The organism is Oceanobacter kriegii DSM 6294, from assembly GCF_000422845.1.
GTDB lineage: Bacteria > Pseudomonadota > Gammaproteobacteria > Pseudomonadales > Oceanobacteraceae > Oceanobacter > Oceanobacter kriegii.
The window spans coordinates 235,500-244,533 of the sequence record NZ_AUGV01000007.1; the positions used below are offsets into that span (position 1 = coordinate 235,500).

The window sequence follows — 9,034 nt, forward strand, 5'->3', positions numbered from 1 at the left end:
ACTGCGAATTAAGCAGCGTACTTGTTCAGCTTGGCAGATTCAGCCATAACTGCGTTCACTTCGGTCAGCGCAGAAGCGGAAGTAGCTTCAGCGTTGAATACGCGAGTGAAGTTGGACTGCAGAGCAGCAGCAAAATCAGCGCGATCAGCAGATTCAATAGCCATTACTTCAGCCAGTGCATCCAGAGTTTCGCCCTGACCAACGGCAACGTCAGCAGCCAGTTGATCCATGTTGTCGTCCATGAATTTCTGAGTGTTGGAAGCCATAGGGCCGTTGGCATCTTCACAGCCCAGAGTGCCGGAAGTCATACCAAAAGTCTGGTTGCCGGAAGTACCGTTAGTGGTAGCAGCCAGAACGTGCTCGTACCATTCAGTTGCATCAGGGAAAACAACTTCAGTACCCAGGCCACAACCTGCTGGGCCGTGATCAGCCATAGCAACAGAAGATAGGCCAGCAAACGCAACAGTAGCGATCAGTTTTTTCATTTGATCAATCCTTAACACAAGGTGGAATTAGGGGCTTATCCGAGCCCCGTTTCTGGAATGCGCGATACTAACCAGTGTGTTTAAATGGGTCTGTTGCTTTCTGTCCAACTTGCTGGCGACTCCACAAATTTACAAACAGCTACACTCACTCCGCACCGATCTTTGGAATACATGAACCAGTCCACAGCAGAACCCGTAATTTTCAGCGTCAGCCAGTTAAACCAGCGCGCCAAGCAGCTACTGGAAATCTCTTTTATGAACGTTCGTGTGGAAGGGGACATTTCCAGTTTGTCGCGCCCCTCGTCGGGCCACTGGTATTTTTCACTGAAAGATAGCCGCGCTCAGGTGCGCTGTGCCATGTTCCGCTCGTCGGCCAGCCGCTTGAAGTTTCAGCCCAAGGAAGGCGACAAGGTAGAAATTCGCGCCAAGGTCAGCCTGTATGAGGCCCGCGGCGACTATCAGCTGATTGTTGATACCATGAAACCCGCTGGCGAAGGGGCCATGCTGTTGGCATTTCAACAGCTAAAAGCCCGCCTTACGGCCGAAGGGTTGTTCAATGCGGAATTCAAACAAACCATTCCCAAGGTGCGCCGCGTCGCGGTTATCACTTCCGCCACCGGCGCTGCCCTGCACGACATATTGACGGTGCTCCAGCGCCGCAACCCGGCCATCGAAGTCGATATTTACCCGGCCATGGTGCAAGGGGCTGAAGCCTCCGCACAGCTGATCGAAGCGGTACAGCGCGCCAACAGAGACAACAAGGTCGACGCAATCATTCTGGGGCGTGGCGGCGGCTCGATGGAAGACTTGTGGTGCTTCAACGATGAAAACCTGGCTCGTGCGGTGTTTGCCTCCAAACTGCCTGTGGTCAGTGCCGTGGGCCACGAAGTGGACTTCACCATTTGTGACTTTGTGGCCGACATGCGCGCCGCCACACCGTCTGCGGCTGCTGAACTGGTCAGCACCGATCAGTCGCAAACACTGAGCCATTTGCAACGAATACAGCAACGACTGCAACGCGCCCAGCTGATCCGCATTCAGCAATACAAACAGCAATTGCTAAATCTGCGTTCACGCCTGCGCGACCCAGCCCAACAGCTGCAACAGCAATCACAGCAACTTGATCGACTGGAGCAACGCCTGCAGCGTGCCTGGCAACAGCAGCAACAACAGCGGCGATTCCGCTTGCAGCAATGGACCCAGCAACTGCAACACCAACACCCGACAACAACGCTGAAAGCACTGAACGACAAACAACAACGACTGTCGGAACGACTGCAACAGGCCATGCAGCGCAACCTGGAACGTCGCCAGCAACAGCTGGGACATCAGGCCAACATGCTGCAAAGCCTGAGTCCGCTGAGTGTACTGGGCCGTGGCTATTCCTTGACTCAAACGCAGGACGGCGGCGTACTGCAATCGGCAGATCAGGCAAACGTTGGCGATACCCTGACCACTCGACTGGCCGAAGGCATGGTAGAAAGTCAGATCACCGCGATTCATGCCAGCACCGATAAGTCCTGACGCCGTCCCAAAGCGACAGCACACTGGCACCAGCACAAAAACACAGCGCAAACCAACCGCAGCATTCAGGAGAGTTATCGTGTCACCGTCCACCAACCGAAAACTGCGCAAGCTGTTTCATCCAAAATCCTGGTTCAACATTGCATCGGGAATGGCCTTCGCCTACGCCGTATTGTGGGCTGCCAGTTCCGCCAACGCAGCCGCTCCAACACAGGCGCCTCAGCAACAAACACCTCAAGAACAAACACCTCAGCAACAAACACCACCGCAACAAGATCGAATTCCAGGTGGTGTTGCCCTGTTTGACCTTGGCGTCAGCGCAGCAGAGCCAAGCGTTACCTACAACGACCAACGAGTCATGCTGCTGTCGAAAGACACCCCCGAAGGTAAGCACTGGACGGCAGTAGTCGGCATCAAATTACGTTCAGAGCCCGGCAACCGCACCTTGTACATTAATGGTACTGCCACCCCATTCAGCGTTGGCAAACACACCTATCGCGAACAGCACCTGCAAGTTAAAGCCAAGCACGTAAACCCCAGCCAGGAAGCCCTGACCCGCATTGGCAGCGAAGCCACCAAAATGATTGGTGTCTTTAAAGACTTCACCCCTTCCCCGACCCACAGCTGGCAGCCAATGATCTGGCCAGTCATTGGTCCGCTTTCCAGCCCGTTTGGTTTGCAGCGTTTTTTTAATGGCGAAAAGCGTAATCCGCACACTGGACTCGACATTGCAGCGGCCACCGGCACAGAAATCATCGCGCCGTCTGACGGCGTGGTGGTTCAAACCGGCGATTACTATTTCAACGGCAACACCGTCCTCATTGACCACGGACAGGGGCTGGTGACCATGTTCTGCCACCTGAGCCAAATTGATGTAAAAGAAGGGGATGTGGTGAAACAAGGCGACCATATCGGTCTGGTCGGCGCCACCGGACGAGTTACCGGCCCACATTTGCATTGGACCGTGTCGCTCAACAACGCACGGGTAAACCCGAAATTGTTTATCAAACCAGAATTGCTACCCAGCCCGATCGCAGCGAAGAACTAACCCACTTTTTTGGGAGCGCGATGCACATCCTACACGCAAGCAGGGTGCGCACTGCGCACCAAACTGCATAGACAGACCTCACGCACAGAACCCGGTTTACCGATCCCGCTGACGAATCAAACCTTCCTGCGCCACCGATGCCACCAACAAACCATGCTGGTTAAAAATCTGGCCCCGGCAAAATCCGCGACCACCGGACGCATTCGGGCTGTCGATGCTGTACAGCAACCATTCATCCATACGGAACGGACGGTGAAACCAGATGCTGTGATCCAGACTCGCCACCTGCATTTCACGCTGATACACAGACACCCCATGAGGCTGCAACGACGTTGTGATCAAATTGAAATCGCTGGCATAGGCCAACAGGGTGGCATGGACGCGAGCATCGTCGGATAACGGCGCAATGGCTTTCATCCAGGCGTGTTTGGTAGGTTCGCGAACATCCGGCTGGAAAATATTCACCGGATCGACCACCCGCATTTCAATCGGCTGGTCGGCGGTATAAATGTGCTGCAAACGCTCCGGGAAACAATCCCGCCACTGGCGAGCCAACTCCAGCTGCGACGCTACCCCTTCCGGCCCCTTGGATTGAGGCATGATGTCCTGATGTTCGAAACCGCGCTCGTGGCGATGAAATGAACACATAAACGACATCACTGCATTGCCATTTTGGTACACCAGCACCTGCCGATTGGCAAAGCTGCGACCGTCACGAGTGCGGGTCACTTCGAACGATAATGGATCGCGGGTATTACCCGGCTGTAAGAAATACGCGTGAAGGGAATGCGGCCACCAGCCATGTTCGCTGGCGTTTGTTGTCGCTTTGCTATTGGCGTCTGCATTGAAATCTACATTGGCATCCAGATCGGTCAGGGTTTGCATCGCCGCAGACAGCGACTGCCCCAATACCTGACCTCCAAACAAACTCCGAAATCCCAAATCCCGACATTCGCCCTGAAAACGATTGTCACCCAGCGGGCTCAAGTTCAATAAACCGGTCAGCTCGTTGAGTACATCACTCATCTGCTTTACTGCTCCTGTCTTCTTGTTCTATTTGTTGTTTTTCTTATCGGCAACGCCTGAACCTGATGATCAACCACAAGGTGCCGTATGAACAGAACCGATGGCCAAACTTACTTGAGGAACTGCCCCAGCACCGTATAATTCGCCACCCGATTTTTGCCCCGAAGCCACATGCGCTAAGCTGTGACCTCTTGTCATTCACTATTTCACACGAGCTTACCCGCTTTTATGTCAGATCTGTACCAACATGGTGTTGAACCAGAACACTATCCCGAACTTCTGGAACAAAAGTGTCAATACCTCACAGACCTGATGAGTGAGTTTAGCCCACCAGCGCTGCAAGCGTTTGGTAGCGCGCCTACTCACTTCCGTTTGCGGGCTGAGTTCCGTCTGTGGCACTCCGGCGACCGCTGTTTTTACGCCATGTTCGATCCGGAAGATCGTAAAAAGCCGCTGGAGGTGCTGGATTTCCCAATTGCCTCCCAGCTCATCAACACATTGATGAAACAGCTGCTCGACGAGCTACATAACAAGGACAATCCTGCGGTTGAATTGTTGCGCCGCAAAATGTTCCAGGTTGAGTTCCTGACCACCTTGTCTGGCGACGCCCTGATCACCATGATCTACCACAAAAAGCTGGACGAAGAATGGGAAGTGGCCGCTCGTGCTCTGAGCAAGCAGCTGACCGACGCCATGGGCTCGGAAGTGGCGATCATTGGCCGCTCCCGCAAACAGAAAGTGGTGCTGCAACGCGACTACGTGACCGAAGTGCTGAACGTCGATGGCGAGCAATACAGCTACCGCCAGATTGAAGGCGGCTTCACCCAACCAAACGGCGAAATGAACCAGCAGATGCTGAGCTGGGCCCGTGCCTGTGCCGACGACCTCGGCGAGCGATCTGAGCGTGGCGACTTGCTGGAACTCTACTGCGGCAACGGCAATTTCTCGGTGGCGATGGCCAACAAGTTCGACCGCGTGATGGCGACTGAAATTTCCAAAACCTCGGTCAACGCCGCTCAGGTAAACATTGCCGACAACCAGGTCGACAACCTGATCATCGCTCGGCTTTCCAGCGAAGAATTTGTTCAGGCCCTGCGCGGCGAAGCCACCTTCACCCGCCTGAAAGACATCGACCTGAACAGCTACGATTTCCGCACTGTACTGGTCGACCCACCGCGCGCCGGTCTCGACGACGAGTCAGTCAAGCAGGTGCAAGGCTACGACAACATCATTTACATCTCGTGCAACCCGGACACACTGCATAACAACCTGCAGGTGCTGACCGAAACTCACGACATCGTACGACTGGCGCTGTTCGACCAGTTCCCGTACACCCACCACATTGAAACGGGCGTATTCCTGCGCCGTAAGGTGACAGCATGACGAATCCGTGGGGCGACTCTCCAGGCAAAAAAGGGCCAGGTTCAAACAAGGGCCGCAACAACAAACGTGGTGGATCAGACAACCGTTCCGGCGGCCGCAGTTCTGGTGGTCAACAGTCCAGCGGTCGTAGCCGTAACTCAGACAACCGCAACCGCAGCCCTTACGAAGACGATGCGCCGCGTGGCCCACGTCTTGCTGGCCAGGCAGCCCAGAACCGTCGCTCCGGTGGACGCAAGCCTGCAAGCCAGGGCAAAGCCGGAGGCGCGAGCAAATCGGCCGATCAGCAGTTCCCGAAATACAACGAAGTGAAGCAAGTTGCCCGTGAAGACAACCAGTTCTCCAAACTGGATCTGCCAGGCGCAGCCGTCGACAACCTGAGCCAGCTGGGCTACACCCAACTGACCCAAATTCAGGAACTGGCGCTGCCACTGGCCTTGGCGGGCAAAGACCTGGTCGCACAGGCGAAAACCGGCTCTGGTAAAACCGCCAGCTTCGGTATTCCGCTGCTGCACAAGCTCAAGCCTCGTTTCTTTGGCACCCAGTCGCTGGTGCTGTGCCCTACCCGCGAATTGGCCACCCAGGTGGCTGATGAACTGCGCAAGCTGGCCAAGTATCAAGCCAACATCAAGATTGTGGTGCTGAGCGGCGGCGTGGCCATTGGCCCACAAATTGGATCACTGGAGCACGGCGCTCACGTGGTGGTCGGTACGCCGGGTCGTATTCGTGACCACCTGCGTAAAGGCACGTTGGATCTGGAATCCGTTGAAACCCTGGTGCTTGACGAAGCCGATCGCATGTTAGATATGGGCTTTGCAGACGACATCGAATTCATCATTGGCTGCACGCCGGAGAATCGCCAGACCCTGCTGTTCTCGGCCACCTTCCCGGACAACATCAAGCATCTGAGCAGCCGCTATCAGCAGCAGCCGGAATTCATCAAGGTTGAAGCGGTTCATACCAGCAACAGCATCGACCAGCGCTTTGTATTGTGCGACAAGCACCAGCGTCTGGAAGCCCTCGAACGGGTGATCGCCCAATATGATTTCCAGCAAGCGGTGGTGTTCTGCCATACCCGCCAGTCCACCGAAGACGTCGCCGATCATTTGTACAAGCTTGGTTTTGAAGCCCGCGCCCTGCACGGTGATATGGAACAGCGCGACCGTGATCTGGTGCTGAACGTGTTCAAACAAGGCGCCATGCACTTTCTGGTTGCCACCGACGTTGCTGCCCGCGGCCTCGACGTGGACGACCTGCCAGCCGTCATCAACGTCGAACTGCCACGCGACAACGAGGTGTACACCCACCGCATTGGTCGTACCGGCCGCGCAGGTAAAGAAGGCATGGCGATCAGCATCCTGACGGACGCGGAAGACCACAAACGCCGCGCGCTGGAAGAACAGCAGCAGCGTGAAATCCCGTGTATGGCACTGGAAGAACTGACCACCGAAGCCCCGGAAGCCTTCGAGACCGAATGGGTAACCATTTGCATCAGCGCCGGCCGTAAGCAGAAAATCCGCCCGGGCGACGTGTTGGGTGCACTGACTGGTGAAAAAGGTATTGCTGGCTCTGACGTCGGCAAAATCGCCGTGTTGGATATGGTGAGTTACGTTGCGGTAAAACGCACCGCCTTCCGTGCCGCTATGGCACACATCAAAGACGGCCGCATCAAAGGCAAACCGATCCGCGCCCGCAAGGCCTGATCAATTTGCGATTGATGGGCGCAAGCGCACCATCCTATGGTCGGATTTCAAAATGTCTGCATAGGATGGGCACTCGTGCCCATCATCGTTTTCGGGTTTGGAGCCGATAGCCAGGCAGGGTGCGTACTGCGCGCCGTCTACCACAAGCTAATCAGCTTATTTTAACGCGCCCGGCCCTTACCGGCTGGCTTGCCTGAAGGCTTTCCACGCCCACCCGCTGGTCTACCGCGACCATTGCCTGAAGGCTTTCCGCCAAAGCCCGCTTTTCCACCACCAGCCTTGCCGCCACCTGACTTACCACCCGCGCCCGGCTTACCTGAGCCGCTGGAGTTCTTGCCCTGATACGGCTTACCGGATGAACTGCCCGGTTTAACACTGCCCGGCTTGCCGGAACGCTGGCCGCTTTTGTTGCCAGAGCCCCGACCACCACTGCCGCCTTCGCCTCTGCCACCACGTTCATCGCTACGACCGCCGGATGATTTTGGCTTGCCGAAGCGACCAGAAGGAGAATTGGCATTACCCGAAGCACTTTTCGGCTTCTTGTACTTTGGCTTCTGCGAAGAATTCGGTGCACCGGCGTCGGAATCTGAATCCGCCGTCAGCTGGGCGATGGTCTGGATTTCTTTCTGGGTCAGGTCGCGCCAGTCACCCAGCGCTAGCCCCTTCAGTGACACATTCATGATGCGGGTGCGCTCAAGCTTCACCACGTCGTAGCCAAAGTGTTCAGCCATACGACGAATCTGGCGATTCAGCCCTTGCACCAGCGTGATGTTAAACACATAGGTCGACTCTTTGGTGACCTTACACTTCTTGGTCATCTGACCCAGAATCGGCACACCATTGCCCATGCCTTCGATAAAGGCATCGGTAATCGGCTTGTTCACCGTTACCAGATACTCCTTTTCGTGGTTGTTGGCCGCTCGCAGAATCTTGTTGACCAAATCGCCGTTGTTGGTCAGGAAAATCAGCCCCTGGGAATCCTTATCCAGACGGCCAATCGGGAAAATACGCGCGCCGTGCTTCACAAACTCAACGATGTTGGCAGGCTCACTCGACTCAGTGGTACTGACAATGCCCACCGGCTTGTTAAGGGCGATAAAAATCAGGTCTTCGGCATCTCTCGGTTCAATGGTCTGGCCGTTCACTTTCACCAGATCGCCGGGCAACACACGATCACCAGTACCGGCGCGCTTGCCGTTGATAAACACATTGCCCTGCTCAATATAGCGATCAGCATCGCGGCGGGAGCACAGCCCGCTTTCGCTGATGTACTTATTGATGCGCGTCGACGTATTGAAATCCATAGATAGCCTTAAAGAATGTACTTCCCGGCCAGGCTGGCATGGCCAACTAGCCGTCACATAAACGCCAGTTTTATCACTACCCCCAACAGCAGCAACTATGGGGACTCACAGCGGAACGGACAGGCGTTTCGAAAAAGGCGAAGCATAGCATGAATGGGCTTATTGGCTGAGCAGCCAGCAAAATGGAAATAAAGCCAGCTCTTCGATGTATTACGCCTTCGGCTAATACATCCTACACATCCGCCCAACGGACACGATCTGCCGGGAAATGAAATGGACCCGTCCCACCCTAAGCATGTGCCATGATGAAGTTGCACCTACATCAATTCGGCATCCAGAGTAAGTGGGAGGGTCACATGACCAAGCTTAATACGATCGGCATTGATTTGGCCAAACAGGTTTTTCAGGTTCATGTAAATAGCTCAACAGGAAAGAAGCTGATCAGCAAAAAGCTCAAGCGACATCAGCTGTTGGATTTCTTACGGCAGCAACCAACTGCACTGGTCGCGATGGAAGCTTGCTCAGGAGCTCACTACTGGGGACGCTCAATCAAAGCATTAGGAC

Annotated in this window: 7 protein-coding genes and 1 pseudogene; 5 read left to right on the forward strand and 3 right to left on the reverse strand. The window is 55.2% G+C overall.

What is annotated here, in order from left to right:
• Positions 1–8 precede the first annotated feature (8 nt).
• Positions 9–485 carry a DUF3015 family protein gene (locus G516_RS0106365; protein WP_028292949.1) on the reverse strand — a complete coding sequence of 159 codons (477 nt, stop codon included), beginning with the start codon at positions 483–485 and terminating at the stop codon, positions 9–11.
• 171 nt (positions 486–656) lie between these two features.
• Between G516_RS0106365 and xseA the strand changes: the two genes are divergently transcribed.
• On the forward strand, positions 657–2,009 hold the full coding sequence (gene xseA, locus G516_RS0106370; protein ID WP_028292950.1) for an exodeoxyribonuclease VII large subunit: 1,353 nt from the start codon (positions 657–659) through the stop codon (positions 2,007–2,009).
• 79 nt (positions 2,010–2,088) lie between these two features.
• Positions 2,089–3,057 carry a peptidoglycan DD-metalloendopeptidase family protein gene (locus G516_RS21340; protein ID WP_051219003.1) on the forward strand — a complete coding sequence of 323 codons (969 nt, stop codon included), beginning with the start codon at positions 2,089–2,091 and terminating at the stop codon, positions 3,055–3,057.
• 96 nt (positions 3,058–3,153) lie between these two features.
• On the opposite strand, the gene G516_RS0106380 is transcribed toward G516_RS21340, so the two are convergent.
• A complete protein-coding gene (locus G516_RS0106380) occupies positions 3,154–4,083 on the reverse strand; it encodes an acyl-CoA thioesterase (protein WP_028292951.1) in 930 nt (309 codons plus the stop codon).
• A gap of 228 nt (positions 4,084–4,311) precedes the next feature.
• On the opposite strand from G516_RS0106380, the gene trmA reads away from it, so the two are divergent.
• Complete coding sequence (gene trmA, locus G516_RS0106385; RefSeq protein WP_036534873.1) at positions 4,312–5,466, forward strand: tRNA (uridine(54)-C5)-methyltransferase TrmA; 1,155 nt, start codon at positions 4,312–4,314, stop codon at positions 5,464–5,466.
• Positions 5,463–7,166, forward strand: coding sequence for an ATP-dependent RNA helicase DbpA (gene dbpA / locus G516_RS0106390; protein WP_084644906.1), 1,704 nt, complete (start codon positions 5,463–5,465; stop codon positions 7,164–7,166). Before trmA ends, dbpA begins: the two co-directional genes overlap by 4 nt.
• 161 nt (positions 7,167–7,327) lie before the next feature.
• Here dbpA and rluF read toward each other — a convergent pair whose 3' ends face one another.
• Positions 7,328–8,470 (reverse strand): 23S rRNA pseudouridine(2604) synthase RluF, encoded by a 1,143-nt coding sequence (rluF, locus tag G516_RS0106395; RefSeq protein ID WP_028292954.1) that lies wholly within the window; start codon positions 8,468–8,470, stop codon positions 7,328–7,330.
• Between the two features lie 356 nt (positions 8,471–8,826).
• Between rluF and G516_RS24610 the strand changes: the two are divergent.
• A pseudogene (locus G516_RS24610) lies at positions 8,827–9,034 on the forward strand (IS110 family transposase); the annotation flags it as partial.